Source organism: Halolamina salina (assembly GCF_054653455.1).
In genome coordinates this window covers 1926083-1943256 of record NZ_BAAIGE010000002.1, presented here as the reverse complement: position 1 = coordinate 1943256, position 17174 = coordinate 1926083, and the positions used below count along the sequence as shown (strand labels likewise).

At 69.4% G+C, this 17174-nt stretch carries 14 protein-coding genes; 10 read left to right on the top strand and 4 right to left on the bottom strand.

The window, feature by feature from the left end; translation table 11 throughout:
- Nucleotides 1-32: 32 nt before the first annotated feature.
- Complete coding sequence (locus tag ACYQZ5_RS10440; protein WP_459846102.1) at nucleotides 33-875, bottom strand: COX15/CtaA family protein; 843 nt, start codon at nucleotides 873-875, stop codon at nucleotides 33-35.
- Between the two features lie 106 nt (nucleotides 876-981).
- On the opposite strand from ACYQZ5_RS10440, the gene ACYQZ5_RS10435 reads away from it, so the two are divergent.
- From ACYQZ5_RS10435 to ACYQZ5_RS10390, 10 genes are all read left to right on the top strand, one after another.
- Nucleotides 982-2082, top strand: coding sequence for a M24 family metallopeptidase (locus tag ACYQZ5_RS10435; protein WP_459846099.1), 1101 nt, complete (start codon nucleotides 982-984; stop codon nucleotides 2080-2082).
- 128 nt (nucleotides 2083-2210) lie between these two features.
- Complete coding sequence (locus ACYQZ5_RS10430) at nucleotides 2211-4466, top strand: NADP-dependent malic enzyme (protein WP_379730685.1); 2256 nt, start codon at nucleotides 2211-2213, stop codon at nucleotides 4464-4466.
- 181 nt (nucleotides 4467-4647) lie between these two features.
- Nucleotides 4648-6306: an ABC transporter substrate-binding protein gene (locus tag ACYQZ5_RS10425; RefSeq protein ID WP_379730684.1), complete on the top strand. Its 1659-nt coding sequence runs from the start codon at nucleotides 4648-4650 to the stop codon at nucleotides 6304-6306.
- A 6-nt stretch (nucleotides 6307-6312) separates the two neighbouring features.
- Nucleotides 6313-7305: an ABC transporter permease gene (locus ACYQZ5_RS10420; RefSeq protein ID WP_379730683.1), complete on the top strand. Its 993-nt coding sequence runs from the start codon at nucleotides 6313-6315 to the stop codon at nucleotides 7303-7305.
- Entirely contained in the window at nucleotides 7302-8375 is a 1074-nt protein-coding gene (locus tag ACYQZ5_RS10415; protein ID WP_379730682.1) for an ABC transporter permease, read from the top strand. Before ACYQZ5_RS10420 ends, ACYQZ5_RS10415 begins: the two co-directional genes overlap by 4 nt.
- A gap of 1 nt (nucleotide 8376) precedes the next feature.
- The gene (locus ACYQZ5_RS10410) at nucleotides 8377-9570 is read left to right on the top strand and encodes an ABC transporter ATP-binding protein (RefSeq protein WP_379818353.1); all 1194 of its coding nucleotides are present in this window, start codon (nucleotides 8377-8379) and stop codon (nucleotides 9568-9570) included.
- The gene (locus tag ACYQZ5_RS10405; protein ID WP_379730680.1) at nucleotides 9563-11047 is read left to right on the top strand and encodes an ABC transporter ATP-binding protein; all 1485 of its coding nucleotides are present in this window, start codon (nucleotides 9563-9565) and stop codon (nucleotides 11045-11047) included. The genes ACYQZ5_RS10410 and ACYQZ5_RS10405 overlap by 8 nt, the downstream gene beginning before the upstream one ends.
- A gap of 74 nt (nucleotides 11048-11121) precedes the next feature.
- Nucleotides 11122-11619, top strand: coding sequence for a CBS domain-containing protein (locus ACYQZ5_RS10400; RefSeq protein WP_379730679.1), 498 nt, complete (start codon nucleotides 11122-11124; stop codon nucleotides 11617-11619).
- Nucleotides 11620-11689: 70 nt separating this feature from the next.
- Complete coding sequence (locus ACYQZ5_RS10395) at nucleotides 11690-12610, top strand: DMT family transporter (RefSeq protein ID WP_379730678.1); 921 nt, start codon at nucleotides 11690-11692, stop codon at nucleotides 12608-12610.
- A 97-nt stretch (nucleotides 12611-12707) separates the two neighbouring features.
- Nucleotides 12708-13274 (top strand): DUF1684 domain-containing protein, encoded by a 567-nt coding sequence (locus ACYQZ5_RS10390; RefSeq protein ID WP_379730677.1) that lies wholly within the window; start codon nucleotides 12708-12710, stop codon nucleotides 13272-13274.
- A 12-nt stretch (nucleotides 13275-13286) separates the two neighbouring features.
- On the opposite strand, the gene ACYQZ5_RS10385 is transcribed toward ACYQZ5_RS10390, so the two are convergent.
- The 3 genes from ACYQZ5_RS10385 to ACYQZ5_RS10375 form a co-directional block, all read right to left on the bottom strand.
- Nucleotides 13287-14771: a small ribosomal subunit Rsm22 family protein gene (locus tag ACYQZ5_RS10385; protein ID WP_379730676.1), complete on the bottom strand. Its 1485-nt coding sequence runs from the start codon at nucleotides 14769-14771 to the stop codon at nucleotides 13287-13289.
- On the bottom strand, nucleotides 14768-15553 hold the full coding sequence (locus ACYQZ5_RS10380) for a prephenate dehydrogenase (RefSeq protein ID WP_459846092.1): 786 nt from the start codon (nucleotides 15551-15553) through the stop codon (nucleotides 14768-14770). The genes ACYQZ5_RS10385 and ACYQZ5_RS10380 overlap by 4 nt, the downstream gene beginning before the upstream one ends.
- Before the next feature lie 365 nt (nucleotides 15554-15918).
- On the bottom strand, nucleotides 15919-17088 hold the full coding sequence (locus ACYQZ5_RS10375) for a M24 family metallopeptidase (RefSeq protein ID WP_379730816.1): 1170 nt from the start codon (nucleotides 17086-17088) through the stop codon (nucleotides 15919-15921).
- Between the last annotated feature and the right edge of the window lie 86 nt (nucleotides 17089-17174).

Here is a 17174-nt window from a genome sequence, read left to right as displayed (position 1 = left end):
TTGGACTGTCGGACCGGCGCCGACCTCCCGACTCAGGCGAGCGAGTGTCGCTCCTCGCCGGCGCCCTCGCGGGCCGCGTAGGCGACGACGGCGGTGGCGACGAACGCGACGAGGTAGAGCAGGCCGTTCACGAGGCGGGCCTCGTCGGTGTACACCACCAGATCGCGGCCGAGCAGCGTCACGAGGAACACCGCGGCGCCGGCGACGAACACGCCCGGCCGGTAGCGGGCGAGCGACGTGTCGGGCAGCCAGACGGCGGCGGCGACCAGCGCGGCGAACGACGCCAGCGCGGTCAGCGCGAACGCGCCCTGTGCGGGCGGCCCGTACTCGATCAGCGGGCTGACCCGGCTGACGAGGAAGTTCGTCGGGATCAACAGCAGCGCCGCGCCGACGGCGAGCCGGCTCCGGTCGAACAGCGAGCGCTCGTAGTGGCCGCGGTAGGCGGTGATCGTCGCCAGCGTCAGCGCGGTGAAGATGCTCAGCGCGAACAGCAGGTGGGCGGCGTGGGTCGGCACCGAGTACCCCCACGGGATCGCGCCGTTGAGCGTCACCGTGATCGCCCCCACCGAGATCTGGAACGGGAGCAGCACGAGCGCCGCCGTGGCGTACAGCGCCGTCCGGCGGTCCTGCTCGCCGCGCCACGCGGCGGCAACGACGCCGACGATCACGAACCCGGTGATCATCGCGACGAGGCGGTGGAACCACTCGATGAAACTCGGGATCGTCTGTGGCAGTACACCCCCGTCACACAGCGGCCACTGCTGGGAGCAGGCCAGCCCGGAGCCTGTCGCCGCGGTGTAGACGCCGAGCGCGACCAGGGTCCCGGTCAGGGCCGTGGTGAACAGGGCGAACCGCCGGTAGCTGGGACGCTTCATTCGCAGGAACTCGGGCTCGCGGTCACTTGGGCGTTCCGCTGCAGGCGCGCTCGCGCGCGGGACCCCGAGTCGGCGCGTTCAAGTCGCCGCCGCCGCCAGCGCCGGTATGGTCGATCTCGACGCCCGCGCCGACCGCCTCGACGCGTATCTGGCGGCGACGGGCCACGACGCCGTCTGGTTCGCGCGACCGAACGCGTTCGCGTGGCTCACCGGCGGCCGGAACACGCCGACCCGCGAGAACGGCGTCGGCGTCGCCGCCGCGGGCTACGTCCCCGACGACGCGCCCGCGTTCCGCGCCGTCGCGCCCGCGGGGGAGGCAGAACGCATCGTCAGCGAGGAACTGCCCGACGAGTTCGCCGTCGAGACGGTTCCGTGGCACGAGTCGCTCGGCGAGGCCGTCGCCGTAGAGTCGCCCGGGGCGGGTGCGGCCGACTTCGACGCCCCGGGGATGGACCGTGTCGACGCCAGTTCACTCAGACAGCCGCTCGCCGCCGATGACGTGGACCGCTACCGCTCGCTGGCGGAGGAGACCGCCGCCGCGGTCGAGCGCGTCTGCCGGGAGCTCGATCCCGAGGACGCGGAGTACGAGGCCGCGTCGGCGCTGCGGATCGCACTCTCCTCGGGCGAGATGTCCGCACCGGTGGTCCGCGTCGCGGGCAGCGAGCGCGCCGAGGCGTACCACTCCCCGCCGGCGGGTGCCGACGAACTCGGCGACTACGCGGTCGTGACCGTCACGTCTGAACGGCGAGGACTGCACGCCTCGCTCACGCGAACCGTCGCGTTCGACCCGCCGGCGCGCTTCGAGGAGCAGTTCCGTGCGGCGGCCCGGATCGAGGCGACCGCGCTGGCGGCGACCCGCGAGGCCGTGGCGTCCGACGGTACGGCCGGGGACGTGTTCGCGGCGATCCGCGAGGCGTACGACAAACTCGGCTTCCCGGCCGCGTGGGAGGACGGCGAGCAGGGCGGCGCTGCGGGGTTCGCACGGCGCGAGTGGCTCGCCGCGCCCCACGCGACCCACGACGTGCGGGCGCCGATGGGGTACGCGTTCAACCCCGTCGTCGTCGGCGCGCGGAGCGAGGACACCTACCTCGTGGCGTCCGACGACGGCTTCGAGTGTCTGACGGCGACGCCGAACTGGCCAACGTTCGACGCCGAGGCGGTGGGCTTCGACCTGACGCTCGAGCGCCACGCGCCGTACGCGCCTTGACCCCTCCGTCGGTCCCGAACGCGGTCGTTCCGGTACGGTCGTGGTTGACGAGACGGGTGATCGACGATCGTCGAATCGGATTACGACGCGGTGGATAGCTTTTTCAGCGCTCCGGCTCAGTCGGGCGTATGGGACTCGAGGACGACGCACGGGAGTATCACCGAACCGATCCGCCCGGCAAGATCGAGATTTCGACGACGAAGCCGACGAACACGCAGCGGGACCTCTCGCTCGCGTACTCCCCCGGCGTCGCGGCGCCGTGTCTCGACATCGACGAGGACGAGGAGCGTGCGTTCGAGTACACCGCCAAGGGGAACATGGTCGGCGTCGTCTCGAACGGCACGGCCGTCCTCGGACTCGGCGACATCGGCGCACAGGCCTCCAAGCCCGTGATGGAGGGGAAGGGCGTGCTGTTCAAGCGCTTCGCCGACATCGACGTGTTCGACATCGAACTCGACGAGACGGACGTGGACGCGTTCTGCCGGTCGGTCGAGGCGATGGAGCCTACCTTCGGCGGGATCAACCTCGAGGACATCGCGGGGCCGGAGTGTTTCGAAATCGAACAGCGCCTCCGGGAGTCGATGGACATCCCCGTGTTCCACGACGATCAGCACGGGACCGCGATCATCAGCGGCGCGGGGCTGCTCAACGCCGTCGACATCCTCGACAAGGACATCTCCGAGATGGAGATCACGTTCTCTGGCGCCGGCGCGTCGGCGATCGCGACCGCGAAGTTCTACGTCGAGCTCGGCGCCGACCCCGACAACATCACGATGTGTGACTCCTCGGGGATCATCACCGAGCAGCGAGCCGAGAACGACGACGTGAACGAGTACAAGAAGGAGTTCGCCCGCGACCTGCCCGAGGGCGACCTCGCGGACGCGATGGAGGGCGCGGACATGTTCGTCGGCCTCTCCGTCGGCGGCATCGTATCACAGGAGATGGTGGCGTCGATGGCCGAGGACCCGATCGTGTTCGCGATGGCCAACCCCGAGCCAGAGATCGGCTACGAGGCGGCTCGCGAGGCCCGCGACGACACCGTGATCATGGCGACGGGGCGCTCGGACTACCCCAATCAGGTGAACAACGTGCTCGGCTTCCCGTTCCTGTTCCGCGGCGCGCTCGACGTGCGCGCGACGAGCATCACCGAGAACATGAAGATGGCCGCCGCCGAGGCGCTGGCCGAACTCGCCCGCAAGGACGTGCCCGACGCGGTCGTCAAGGCCTACGGCGACCAGCCGCTCCAGTACGGTCCCGAGTACGTCATCCCCAAGCCGGTCGACCCGCGCGTGCTGTTCGAGGTCGCGCCCGCCGTCGCCGAGGCGGCGATGGACGAGGGCGTCGCCCGCACCGAGATCGACATCGACGCCTACTCCGAGAAGCTCGAGGCCCGGCTGGGCAAGTCCCGCGAGATGATGCGGGTCGTGCTCAACAAGGCCAAGAGCACCGACCAGCGCATCGCGCTGGCGGAGGGGACCGACGAGAAGATGGTCCGGGCCGCCGCCCAGATCCAGGAGCAGGGGATCGGCGACCCGGTCCTGCTCGGCAACAGCGACGAGATCGAGGGGATCGCCGCCGACCTCGGGCTGGACTTCACCCCGGAGATCGTCGACCCGCGCGTCGACGAGACCGAGGGGTACGCCGACCGGCTGCACGAGCTCCGCCAGCGCAAGGGGATCACCCGCAGCGAGGCGAGCGAACTGGTCCAGCGCGACACCAACTACCTCGGGAGCGCGATGGTCGAGGCCGGCGACGCCGACGCGCTGCTGACGGGGCTGACCCACCACTACCCGTCGGCGCTCCGGCCGCCACTGGAAGTGATCGGCACCGCCGACGACGCCGACTACGCCGCCGGCGTCTACATGCTGACGTTCAAAAACCGGGTCGTGTTCATCGCGGACGCGACGGTGAACCAGGACCCCGACGAGGAGGTGCTGGAGGAGATCACCAGACACACCGCCGAACTCGCCCGGCGGTTCAACGTCGAACCGCGCGCGGCGCTGCTGTCCTACTCCAACTTCGGCTCCGTGGAGAACGAGGGCACCCGCAAGCCCCGCGCCGCGGCCGCCAGCCTGCGTGAGGACCCCGACGTGGACTTCCCGGTCGACGGCGAGATGCAGGCCGACACCGCGGTCGTCGAGGAAATCCTGACCGACACCTACGAGTTCTCCGAGTTGGACCAGCCCGCGAACGTGCTGGTGTTCCCGAACCTCGAAGCCGGCAACATCGCGTACAAGCTGCTCCAGCGCCTCGGCGGCGCCGAGGCGATCGGTCCGATGCTCGTGGGGATGGACAAGCCCGTCCACGTGATGCAGCGCGGCGACGAGGTGAAGGACATCGTCAACCTCGCGGGCGTCGCGGCCGTCGACGCACAGCAGGAGTAGCCGACGACGCGGCTCCCGTCCTACCGGCAACCCACGCCGTTTTCCCGATACTTAGGTCGAACAGCCGCTTCTACAGCCGGGTTTTCACACCGAACCCCTGACGTATTCCGTCGCCGGCGGGCGGTGTGGGGTGTGCGTCCCCGGCACAGGGTATAAGTCAATCCGCCACATCCGAGTGTCTATGGCTGACAAAGACAGTCCGGACGTGAGTCGACGGAAGTTCCTCGGCTTCGCTGGCGCGGCGACGGCGACGGCCGTGGCCGGCTGCACCGACGGCGGGGGGACAGACACCGAACAGCCCGGCGGCGGCGACACCGACACGCCGACCGACGAGCCGACCGAGCCTGAGGGGACGCCGACTGAGCGGCCGGAGCCGGAGACCCGCGACGGCTACCTCCAGCGCGCGAACCGGCACGCACACGACCAGGCACCGTGGGTGTTCCTCCACCAGCAGTACTCCGTCTACGGGCAGTCCAACGACATCGAGTGGCAGCCCCGCTCGGACGAGCGCGTCGACGCCTACGCCATCGAGCCGGCGACCGACAGCGGGGACGACGTGGTGATGACCCAGTCCCAGATGGACTCGGGGCTGGACCCGCAGGACCACCGCGAGACGCCGACGGACAACATCGTCCTCCAGGCCTACGAGGGGCTGCTCGAGCGCGACCGGGAGGGTGCCATCATCGACATGCTGGCGACCGACTACCAGCGCTTGGACGAGACGACCGTGCAGTTCACCATCAGGGACAACGTCTCGTTCCACTCGGGCGACTCGCTGACTCCCGAGGACGTCGCCTACTCGATCAACCGGATCGTCGACGACTCGGTCGGGTTCACCTCGCCGCAGTCCGACCAGCTCGTCGGCGTCGAGGGGGCGGAGGTCGCCTCCAGCGGCGACCGGACGGTCAACGTCAACCTCTCGGGGCTCAACCCCATCGTGTTCCAGTCGTTCGCGACCTACTGCGACGTGATGAACAAGTCGTGGGTCCAGAACCACGACTCGGCGTACATCAACCAGAACATGGAGGGGACCGGCCCCTTCAAGCTCGCCAACTACGAGCAGGGGGTCGAAGTCGAGTTCACCCGGAACAACGACTACTGGCAGGAGGAAGCGGCCATCTCGACGTTCACCATCACCTCCGCCAGCGAGTCCTCGACGAGGGTCAACCGCCTCATCAGCGGCGAGGCGGACATCATCGTCAACATCCCGCCCCAGGAGGTCGGCCGCGTCAACGACAACGACGGGACGACCGTCTCGGCGGTCCCCTCCACGCGCGTCATCTTCAACGCGATGCGCTACGACGTGGAGCCGTTCGACTCGCCGGAGTTCCGCCGCGCGATGAACTACGCCATCGACATCGAGTCCATCATCCAGAACGTCCTGCAGACGTTCGGTGACGCCTCCAGTCAGCCGACGCTGCCGAACTTCTTCGGCTACAACGAGGATCTGGACATCTACCCGCAGGACCAGGCCCGCGCCGAGGAACTGGTCGAGGCATCCGGCTACGCCGGCGCCGAGATCGAGCTGGTGACGCCGATCGGCCGCTACCTCAAGGACGTGGAGGTCGCCCAGGCCGTCGCCGCCCAGGTCGACGAGCTCTCGAACGTCTCCGCGACCGCCCGCCAGGTCGAGTTCTCGACGCTGGTCAGTCAGGTCACCACGGGCAACATCGAGGACAAGCCGCCGTGGTACCTGCTCGGCTGGGGGAACGCGACGTTCGACGCCATCCAGACGCTCCAGCCGCTGCTCGCGAGCGACGGGTCGCTGACCTCCTACAAGAACGACGAGTTCGACGCACTGCTCGACGAAGCCCAGAGTCTGCCGAGCGAGTCCTCGTAAGGCAGCATGGGCTACGGTCGTTTCCTCTTGAAACGCGGAGTGCAGGGTGTCGGCGTCGTCTGGGGCGTCGTGACCGTGGTGTTCCTGCTGCGGTTCATCACGCCGGGCTCGCCGATCGACACGGTCGCGCCGCTGGACGCGAGCCAGGAGACGCGTCAGCGCATCGCCGAGGAGCTCGGGCTGAACCGGCCGCTGTACTTGCAGTACCTCGACTACCTCTGGGAGCTCCTGCAGGGGAACATGGGCTACTCGTACATCTCCAACATCTCCGCCTCCCAGCAGGTGTTCGCCAAGCTCCCGGCGACGCTTGAGCTGGCGGTGGCCGCGAGCGTCGTCGCCATCGTGCTCTCCATCCCGCTGGGTGTCATCTCGGCGACCAGGCGCCACCAGCCGGCCGACTACGCCGCGACGACGTTCTCGCTGCTGGGCATCTCGACGCCGAACTTCTGGCTCGGCATCATGCTCGTGCTGCTGTTCTCGGTCCAGCTGAACGTGTTCCCGACAAGCGGGCGCGCCCACGGCTTCGTGCAGGTGCTGGCGGCCTTCACGGGGCCAGCGCCGTTCTTCGAGGTGACCGTCGAGTGGCTGGCGTCGCTGTTCCTCCCGGCGATAACGCTGGGCACCTACTTCACGGCGCTCATCACGCGGCTGGTCCGCTCGGGGATGCTCGACGAGCTCTCGAAGCAGTACGTCCGGGCGACCCGCTCGAAGGGGCTGCCGGAGTCGCTGGTCAAGTACAAACACGTGCTCCGCAACACGCTGGTCCCGGTCGTGACCGTCCTCGGGCTCCAACTCGGGACGCTCATCGGCGGGGCGGTCATCACGGAGGCCGTCTTCGCGTGGCCGGGGCTGGGCAGCGAGATCATCCGGGCCATCAACGCGCGTGACTGGCCCATCCTCCAGGGCAGCCTCATCGTCATCGGTGCGGGCTTCGTCCTGGTCAACATCGCCGTCGACGCGATATACGCCTACCTCGACCCACGGGTGATGGCAGAATGAAGATCGGACCCATCTCTATCTCCCCACGAACGGTCCGGAACCTCCGCAAGGAGTTCCGGTCCTCGGGGCTGGCCCGCATCGGCGTGGTGCTCATCACCATCATGGTGCTCATGGCCGTCTTCGCCCCGTTCATCGCACCGCACAACCCCCGGGCGCAGAACCTCGACCGGTCACAGCTCCCGCCGCTGGGGTTCACGAAGACCACCGAACAGACCTCCACCGAGATGGTCAACGGCTCGCTCCAGGTGGTCAACGAGACCGTGCAGGTCAACGCTACGGCCACCTACCCGCTCGGGACCAACTCCCTCGGTCAGGGGATGCTCTCGCGGGCCATCTACGGCGCCCGGACCTCGATGCTGGTCGGGCTGTTCGGCACTGTCTTGGCCGCGGTACTGGGGGTGACCGTCGGATTGGTCGCGGGCTACTACCGCGGGCGCACCGACGACGTGTTGATGCGCGTGGCCGACGTGTCGCTGGCGTTCCCGTCGCTGGTGCTGGCCATCGCGCTCATCGGGCTGTTCAGTCGGTTCCAGGCCGACGTGGCCGTCGGAGTGACCGATCCGTTCGTCACGACGGGGGTAGCGGGTGCGTTCCGCGACGCCGTCGGCTTACCGACGCCGATGCCGGAGACGTTCGTGCTGCCGTCGGTCGTCATCCTGGTCGTCGGCTTCGTGAACTGGGTCTGGTTCGCCCGCATCGCCCGCGGCGAGGCGATGTCCATCCGCGAGGAGGAGTACGTCAAGGCCGCCAAGGCCCTGGGCGCCTCCGACACGCGGACGGTCGTCCGCCACGTCCTGCCCAACGCCATCACCCCGATCCTGGTGCTCGCGACGATTCAGGTCGCGGCCATCATCCTGCTCGAGTCCTCCCTGTCGTTCCTGGGCTTCTCCGGAACGACGCTCTCGTGGGGCTTCGACATCGCGCAGGGGCGGGGGTATCTCTCCTCGTCGTGGTGGATCGCCACCGTGCCGGGGATCGCCATCGTCCTGACGGTGATCGGCATCAACCTCGTCGGCGACTGGCTCCGGGACGCCCTCGACCCGGGAATCGAGGGCGAGGGGGGGATGTAAGATGGCCGACGAGATACTCAAGGTCCGGGACCTCACGACCCGCTTCTTCACGGAGGAGGGGCAGGTCAACGCGGTCGAACACGTCGACTTCGACGTGCGCGACGGCGAGGTCTTCGGCATCGTCGGCGAGTCCGGCTCCGGGAAGTCCGTCACCGCGCTCTCGCTGATCGACCTGGTGGAGTCGCCGGGGCGGATCGTCGAGGGCGAGGTGTGGTACCGTGACGCCGACCTCGCCGACGAGCACCGGGAGTCCCACCCCGACGCCGTCGACGGCGACTACGTCGACGTGCGCCAACTGCCGGAGGCGACCCGGCGGTGGCTGCGCGGCCCCGCCTTCGCGACGATCTTCCAGGACCCGATGAGCAGCCTCAACCCCTCGATCACCGTCGGTGAGCAGATCGCCGAGGCGGTCGAGGTCCAGCGCCGCGCCCGCGCGAACCCGCGGCGCACCCGCTCGCGGACCCAGGGCTACGGGCTGGGCCGGATGGTCGTCGACTCGCTGTTGCCCTCCCAGAGCTACGTCAGCGAGGAGAGCCACGAGCGGGCGGTCGAACTGCTCGAACAGGTCGGCATCCCCGACCCCGAACAGCGCGCCCAGGAGTACCCCCACGAGTTCTCGGGGGGGATGCTCCAGCGCGCGATGGTCGCACAGGCGCTGGCCGGCGAGCCCGACGTACTGATCGCCGACGAGCCGACGACCGCGCTCGACGTGACGATCCAGGCGCAGATCCTGAACCTCCTCCGCGATCTGCAGGAGGAGGAGGACATGAGCGTCGTCCTGATCACCCACAACCTCGGCGTGATCGCGCGGATGTGCCAGCGCGTCGGCGTGATGTACGCCGGCGAGGTGGTCGAACGCGGCGCGCTCGAGGACGTGTTCCAGAACCCCGTGCACCCCTACACCGAGGGGCTGCTCGGGTCGATCCCGGACGTCGAGGATCCGGCGCCGCGGCTCTCGCCGATCGAGGGGAACGTCCCCAGCCTGCTGGACTCGGAGATGGGCGAGGAGTGCTACTTCGCCGATCGGTGTCCGAAGGCGATGGAGTCCTGTCTCCACCGCATCGACGAGCACGAGGCGGAGTCGACGGTCGACGACGCCGCACACCACGTGCGCTGTATACTCGCCGACCGGGAGTACGACGAGTCCGAAGCGCTCGGTCCCGAAGCCAAACAGGAGGTGGTCTCCAATGACTGAGGACGCGCTCTTGGAGGTCCGGAACCTCCGGAAGTACTACGAGGACGGCGGGGGGCTGCTCGACCGGTTGCTCCGCCGCGAGGCGACCAGCGTGAAAGCCGTCGACGGCGTCAGCTTCGACGTGTACGAGGGCGAGACGCTCGGGCTGGTCGGGGAGTCCGGCTGCGGGAAGTCCACGACCGGCGAGACGCTGCTCCGCCTGCGCGAGGCGACCGGCGGCACGGTCGCGTTCGACGGCGAGGAGGTGTTCGACCTCGACGACGAGTCGCTGTCGGCGTTCCGCCGCCGGGCCCAGATCGTGTTCCAGGACCCGTTCTCCAGCCTCGATCCGCGGATGACCGTCGGCGCCATCGTCGCCGAGGGGATGCGGATCCACGGGCTGCCCGAGTCGGACCCGACGGTCGCGACCGACGCCGAACTCACGATCGCGGACGGGATCGACCGGATGGTCGACGTGACCGTCGCGGACGACCTCGACCGCGTGGTCGAGGCGGGCGACGACGGCGTCGCCCGCGTCCCCGTGACGGTCCGAATGGGTAGCGAGGGTCCCGAAGCGACCGTCGACGCCCACGAGGAGCTGCTCGACGCGACCGTTGAGGAGACTGACGGCGGCCTCCGCGTCGAGGTGAGCGTCACGGGGTCGGACCGGGAGATCCGCAACGCCAGAGCCGGCGCGCTGCTCGAACGCGTGGGACTCTCGGCGGATCAGGTGGACCGCTACCCACACGAGTTCTCGGGCGGGCAGCGCCAGCGCGTGGGCATCGCCCGCGCGCTCGCGCTCGATCCGGAGTTCATCGTGCTCGACGAGCCCGTGAGCGCGCTCGACGTCTCGGTGCAGGCGCAGGTGCTGAACCTGCTCGACGACCTGCAGGACGACTTCGGGCTGACGTACCTGTTCATCGCCCACGACCTGAGCGTCGTCCGGCATATCTGCGACCGCGTCGCGGTGATGTATCTCGGCAAGATCGCGGAGCTCGGGCCGACCGACGAGATCTTCGAGAACCCCGACCACCCCTACACCGAGGCGCTGCTGGAGAGCGTCCCGCGCGCGGAGGTCGAAGAGCAGGGTCGCCGCGTGGCGACGCTCTCCGGCGACGTGCCGTCGCCGCGGAACCCGCCCTCGGGCTGTCGGTTCCGGACGCGCTGCCCGAAGGTGATCCCGCCCGACGACGTCGACATCGAGCAGTCGGCGTTCCGCGACGTGATGGATCTCCGCGAGGACGTCGAAGCCCGGAACCTCGACCCCGAGGAGATACGCGAGGTCGAGCCCGCGGCGTACCGCGAGCGGGAGATTTCCGGGATCGCCGGCGAGAACGCGGCGGTCGTCGACGAGGCGCTGGAGGCCGTCGCCGACGGCGAGTTCGAGACGGCTGCGGAGACGCTCCGGGAGCGCTTCGAGACGGTGTGTGAGACGACGCCGCCCGACGACGAGCCGAACGCCGACGGCGAGGTCGTGGCCTGTCACCTCCACGACTGAGCCGCCGATTCCCTCTTCTCGTATTCAGACTGCGGGCAGCAACGTTCACGTAGCCCCCGCCCCACGCTTGGGCTATGAACGCAGCCGACGTGATGACCGCCGACGTGGAGACTGTCGCACCCGACGACGAGGTGGGCGAGGTGCTCGCCCGCCTCGCGGACGTGAACTTCAGCGGCTTCCCGGTCGTCGACGAGGGGCGCCTCGTCGGCGTCGTCACCGAGGGCGACCTCGTCGACCTGTTCGAGGTCGAGGACCGCGTGCTCTGGATCCCGATCGGCATCCCGCCGATCGTCGACACGCTGACGTACGCGTTCGACCTCCCGGGCGACGACGTTGACATCGCCGCCCACGCAGACGACCCGATCAGTTCCGTGATGACCGAAGACCCCGTGACCGTCGACGCCGACGCGAGCCTCGACGCGCTGCTGGATCTGCTCGCCAACCCCGAGCGCGACATCAACCGACTGCCGGTGCTCGACGGCGACGAACTGGTCGGCATCATCACCCGACAGGACCTGCTGCGCGGCCTCCGGCGGGAACGTGACGCGGCGGGCGTCGCGGGCGCGGAGTGACGTTCGGGAGGAGTCCCCGAACCGCCACCGAAACAGTACCCCTAAGCCGTCGCTGGCCCACGCTCCGGTCGTGTCTCGCTACCGGAACCTCGCGCTCTTTCTGACGCTCGCTGCGATCTGGGGGTCGGCGTTCATGGCGATCAAGGCGGGACTGGCGGTGTTTCCGCCGGTGCTGTTCGCGGCGATACGGTACGACATCGCGGGCGTGCTGATGCTCGGCTACGCGTGGTGGGTGCTCGACGACCCCATCCCGCGAGGCCGGGACCAGTGGGCCAGCGTCGCCGTCGGCGCGGTGCTGGTGATCGCGGCCTACCACGCGCTGCTGTTCGTGGGCGAGGCCGACGACGCCGTCACCAGCGCGTCGGCGTCGGTGCTGGTCGGCCTGAGCCCGATCCTGACGACCGGGTTCGCCCGGCTGCTCGTCCCGCAGGAACGGCTCGAACCCGCCGGGTTCGTCGGGCTGGTGTTCGGGCTCGCCGGCGCGGTCGTGATCGCGAACCCCGACCCGGCGAACCTGCTTTCCGGCGGGATGGGGGCGAAGCTGCTGATCGTCGCCGCGGCGGCGTCGTTCGCGCTGGGCAGCGTGCTCACCCGCCGACTCGACACCGACCTCCCGATCGAGGCGATGGAGGGGTGGTCGATGCTGCTCGGCGCGCTCCTGATGCACGTCGTGAGCGCGGGGCTGGGGGAGTCGTTCGCGGCCGTCGAACTGAACCTCCGGGCCGTGCTGAGCATGGGCTACCTCTCGATCCTCGCCAGCGCGGTCGGCTTCCTGATCTACTTCGACCTGCTGGACCGGCTGGGACCGATCGAGATCAACCTCGTCTCCTACGTGGCGCCGGTGTTCGCGGCGCTGTCGGGCTGGATAGTGCTCGGCGAAGTGGTCACCGTCGAGACGGTCGCGGGGTTCGTGCTGATCCTCGCGGGCTTTGCGCTGCTGAAACGCCGACAGATCGCGGCGGAGCTCGACCGGGTCGGCGTCGGCGGGTAGCCACGTTCGACTGTCTCGAGGACTCCTCTCGCTGACGAGCCGCCACCCGGAGGTCGACGAACGCCGGACTCATCCCCGCGCGGGCCTAACCGTGCGTATGAGCGACTCGACGCCAGACGGCTGGGAGACACAGCTCCGGCAGAACCGCGAGGAGAAAGACGAGTTCTTCGCCGAGCACCCGCAGTCGCCGGTGCCGCCGGAGCACCGGGACGATTTCGACGGCCTCGACTACTTCGACCCCGATCCCGATTTCCGGGTCGAGGCCGAGGTGACCGTCCACGACGAGCCCGAGCCGGTGGAGATGGAGACCACAAACGGCCCGCCGACGCGCTACCTTCGGGTCGCGACGTTCGCGTTCGAACTCCGCGGCGAGGACTGCAAGCTCCACGCCTACCGACAGGAGAACAGCGAGGACGACACGCTGTTCGTCCCGTTCCGGGACAAAACGACGGGTCAGCAGACGTACTCCGGGGGGCGGTACATGGAGTTCGAACCGGAGGGAGAACTGGAGACGGGCGACACAGTCACGCTCGACTTCAACCTCGCGTACTCGCCGTTCTGTGCGTTTAGCGAGACGTTCGCCTGTCCGCTGCCGCCCGAGGAGAACTGGCTCGAGGTAGTCGTCCCCGCCGGGGAGAAGACGCCCGAGTTCGGCGAGGACTGAGCCGCCGCCGACCTACGGGACGACCAGATCCACGACCGTCTCGCCGTCGACGACGAGGTTGTACGCCTCCTCGTCGTCGTTCCACAGCACGAGCGCGTTCTCCATCGACAGCACCGCGCCGTAGTCGGCCTCGCCCAGCGCGCGGTTGAGTTCGGTGTGCTGGGTGAGCACCGCGTACTGCTCGACGTCCTCGCTGCCGTCGCCGATCTTGAAGATCGGGTTGGGGTCGGCGCCGTACTCCCGTGCCCGCTCGCCCTGCCGGCTGAGATCGGGGCTGAGCTTCACCGTCAACAGGTCGATGCGGTTGCTGACGTGGCGCTCCATCTCCGCGGCCTTAGCGTGGCGGTCCTCGGAGGCGAGGATCTGTGTCCGACGCTTCCCGTCCGGGCGCAACAGCGCGTAGGCGAACTGGACCGACGTCTTCGTGAACGTCCCGGGTTCGTCGTGCTCCGTGGCGCCGTCGGCCCCACGGTCACCTTCGTCCAACTGCTGCTGCATCCGCGGCGCCGCCACGTCGGGGCGAACGTCGAACGACCAGCCCCGGTCCGACGGCGACTCGCCGGGCCAGAGCCGGAGCGTCGGCGAGTACACCGACGGTCCCGAGCCGGGTCGGGCGAGCGCGCGCTCGACCTCCCGGAGTCCGGTCGCGGTCTCCAAGTCCGCGGGCGCGATCGCGAGCATCGTCCCGTCGTCGGCGACGGCGTCGAGATACCGTTCCGCCGTCGCCACGGGGTCGGCGAGCTCCGAGAGCACGTTACAGAACGTGAGCAGGTCCACGTCGCCCACCGAATCGGGGTCGAACGCCTCCGCGCGCTCGCGGTGGACCGTGGTTCGGACGTTGCGCGGCGTCTCTTCGAGCAGCGCTTCGAGCAGGTCTGCGGCCGGCGAAGGCTCCAGCGCGTGGTACTCGATCAGTGGCGGCTCGCCGTCGTCGCCTGCCGCCGCGCGGAGGTAGTCGATCAGCGCCAGCGCAGGGCCGCCGACGCCCGCACCCACGTCCAGCACGCGGAGTTTCCGCGGGAGGTCGCCGTTCGCCGCGAGGTCGTCGAGTACGTACCCCATCGCGGCGTAGTAGTCCGGGAGGTGGTAGATCGCGTACCCCAGCGCCGCGGTCTCGTCGTACTCGACGGGGTTGCCGTGGTAGTAGTCGGCCTTGAGCCGGCGGATCGCCTCCCGGAGTTCGTCGCCGGAGTCGCCGTCGTACCAGTCGAGCCCGAAGCGTTCGACGAGTCGATCGACGACCACGCGCTCGTACTCGTCGGGGAGCGTCTCGGGCGACCACCCCGGCGGAGTGACCGGCGTGTCGTCGGCGGGGACGAACGTGCCGTCCTCCCGTTCCACGAGGTCGAGGTCGAACGCCGCGGCGCGGAGTTCCTGCCTGATCACCGCGGGGTGGGGGGTGTCGTCGAAGTACGCCTGGATCTCCTCGGGGTCGATCGGTCGGACCTCCCGGAGGTAGTTCACGGTGTCCCGGAGGCGATCGCGGTCGACGCTCATCGGTCACCCCCGGAGATTTCGTCGGCGGCGTCGCCGGCCTCGTCGTACAGCGCCGCGAACGCCTCGTCGTCCGCGTCGGCGATCTCGCGTGCGGCGTCGGCGACCGCGTCGGCGCCGCCGAAGGCGTCCTGAATGTCGGCGTACACGCGCGCCTCGCCGTCGGTCACCGTCGCGGCGAGGTCGCGCAGGCCGGCTGAGACGGGTGTGTGGAACTCCTCGCGAACGTCGTCGCCTGCCAGCGCCCACGCGAGCACGGCGGCGTGGCTCTTGGCCTGAATCGTCGACATCGCCTCGTCGTGCTCGGCGGGCGTCGTCTCGAACAGTTCGTTGCCCGCCGCCCGCAGCGCGTCGAGCAGCGGCGAGAGCGTCGGCCCCACCGCGTCGGCGACGAGCGCGACGTTGCCCGGCGCCCGCTCGGGGGCGAACAGCGGGTGGAGGCTCGCGCGCTCGCGGTCGGGCAGGTGGTCGCCCATCGCCGCCACGGGCGCGGCCATCACGCCCGAGAGGTCGAGCATCGCTGTCTCGGCGTACGGTGCCCAGTCCGCCACGGCGGCCTCGACGGCGGGGATCGGGACCGCCAGCGCGACCGTCTCGAACGTTCGGTCCGTCGCCGGCAGGCCCTCCGCGAGCGCGATAGCCACGGCGTCGAACTCGGCGGCGGCGTCCTCCGCGGCCGCGGTGTCGGTGTCGGCGAACGCGAGGTCGACCGTCGGCCGAGCGTCGACGAGCGTCCCGGCCAGCCAGCGGCCCATCGCGCCGGCGCCGACGATACAGAGCGTCATCTACCCGTAGCTGGTAGTCGTCGGGTGAAAAGGGGCGCGGATGCCGGTAGTTCGCTGTGGGTGTCGTCGTGCGAAACTGATTCGCTGTGCGGTGGCGCGAAGCGTCGGCGCCTCCGTGCGCCGACCGAGCGCGAGGGACGAACGAGCGAACGGACGTGAGCGAGTGAGTCGGTTGGGGAGGTTTGTGGGCTGTACGGGTGGGACTGAAAGGGGCTGACGGCTCGGCGAACCCGGACGAAGTAAGCACGCGAGCGAAGTGAGCGCGCGCAGCGAGTCCTGGGAGCCGAGCCGTCAGGGGCTTTCACGGTGTTCGTGACGCCAATCCTCGTCGAGCCGATAGCAGCAGCAAGCCTGCCTCTATCGCCTCATACCTCCAACTGCTCCGGGTAGTCGGTGAAGTTCTCGTAGCCGTCCTCGGTCACCACCGCGATATCCTCGATCCGTACGCCACCGTGCTCCGGATCGTACAGCCCCGGCTCGATCGTCACGATCTGGCCGGCCTCCAGCTCCCCACCACGGGGCGACAGCGACGGCGCCTCGTGCACGTCCAGCCCCACCCCGTGGCCGGTGCTGTGGATGTACCCCGTCTCGGTCGAGGGATCGTCCCGAAGCGTCGGGTAGCCGGCCGCCTCGTACACGTCACACACCGCTGCGTGAACGTCGGCGCCAGTCGCGCCGGCCTCGAGTTCCTCGAACGCTGCGCGCTTTGCCTCCTGGGTGAGCTCGTACCACTCCGCGACCGCCTCGCTCGCGTCGCCCTTGACGAACGTCCGGGTCATGTCGGAGTGGTAGCCCGTCTCCTTGCTCCGGGGGAAGATGTCGACGATGATGGGCTGGCCCGCCTCCAGCGGCCCGCTGCCGCGGTCGTGGGGGTCCGCGGCGTCGGTTCCGCAGGCGACGATCGTCTCGTCCAGCGCGCAGCCGTGTTCGAGCAGCGTCACCTCGATCTCAGTCTTGACGCGCTCGCTGGTGAGCGGTTCGCCCTCGTGGTAGAGCGTGCCGTTGCGGACCTCCGCGGCGTCGAGCAGTTCCTCGCAGGCCTGCATCGACTTCTCGTTCGCGATGGTGGCCTCGCGGACGTGCTCGATCTCCTCGTCGGTCTTCACCGCGCGGATGTCGTCGACGACGCCCTCGGAGTCCACCGCCAGCGCGACGCCCTCCTCGCGCAGGCCGTCGGCCGCGCCGACGGGAAACGTCTCCGGCACCGCGATCGAGTCGACGCCGTGGGCGTCGAGGAACGCCGCCTGCAGCTTCGCCCGGGCGACGCCCGACTCGTGTGCCTCGCGGAGCGACTGGTAGTCGTACTCGGAGGTGCGGTCGACGGTGCCGCGGGCCTCCTTCGTCGCGCGGCCGTACTCCAGCCCCGAGGTGAGGAGCGCGGTCTCCTCGGGCGTGTAGACGGTGAAGAACGGATCCGGCGCGTCGAAGCCGGAGAGGTAGCGCTGGGTCGAGTCGTCGCTGTCGGCGTAGACGGCGTAGCCGTCGAGGCCCTGCTCGTCGAGGTACTCGTCGAGCGAACTGGTGTCGATCTCCATGCCCGTGGTAGCGGCCGGCGCGGCCAAAGGCGTTGTCGTCGCGGCGACGCCCGCGGCGAGAACCGCAACACAAAGGATTTGCCGAG